This window comes from Kitasatospora sp. NPDC002227 (genome assembly GCF_040296285.1).
Lineage (GTDB): Bacteria > Actinomycetota > Actinomycetes > Streptomycetales > Streptomycetaceae > Kitasatospora.
On sequence record NZ_JBEOWY010000025.1, the window covers coordinates 49503 to 50137 of the forward strand.

A 635-nucleotide genomic window follows, 5' to 3' on the forward strand; every position below is an offset into this window, starting at 1 on the left:
GTATCCCCGCCCAACGGCATCCCCGCGCTCACATGCTGCGCCGGAACCGTATCCCCGCCCAACGGCATCCCCGCGCTCACATGCTGCGCCGGAACCGTGTCGCCCTCCGACCCCACGGCATCCGTCAGCGGCTCGGCCCGGCCGACGAAGCCGCCGTCCATGGCCGAAGCCCCCACCCGGTGAGCCGGGATCACACCGTCAGGCAGGTCGCCACCGCCGGCCTCCTGCATCGGCATCGCGCGGCCCATGAACGCACCGTGCTCGGCCGGGACGGCCTGCTCCGCGGGGCGGCCGAAGGTCGCCATGTCTCCGTCCCCGACGACGGCCCCATTCGGAGCCTCAGCCTGGCCCGGGTTCAACCGCCCTGAGACCGTCTCGCCCTGCAAGGGCTGCAACGGCGCCGCCCCACCGAAGTCCGCCGTGTCCCCGCGCCGAACTCCCGGCACCGAGTCCACGAAGCCCTCCGCAGGCTGCGCCGGAACGGCCTGGCCGAAACCCTCCGCATCACCCCGCCGGAAGGCAGGCATCTCCCGCCCGACAGACTCCGCAGGCACCGCCGCCTCCGTCGGCCACAACCGCCCCTGCTGCACAGGCTCCATCGGCGTGAACGCCCCCTGCGCAGGCGTCACCGGCTC

1 protein-coding gene is annotated in these 635 nt (G+C 73.9%); it reads right to left on the reverse strand.

All coding sequences use genetic code 11. The features are described from left to right. Positions 1-305: hypothetical protein (locus tag ABT095_RS22250; protein ID WP_350531209.1), on the reverse strand; the 305-nt coding region annotated here is incomplete at its 3' end. Positions 306-635 lie beyond the last annotated feature (330 nt).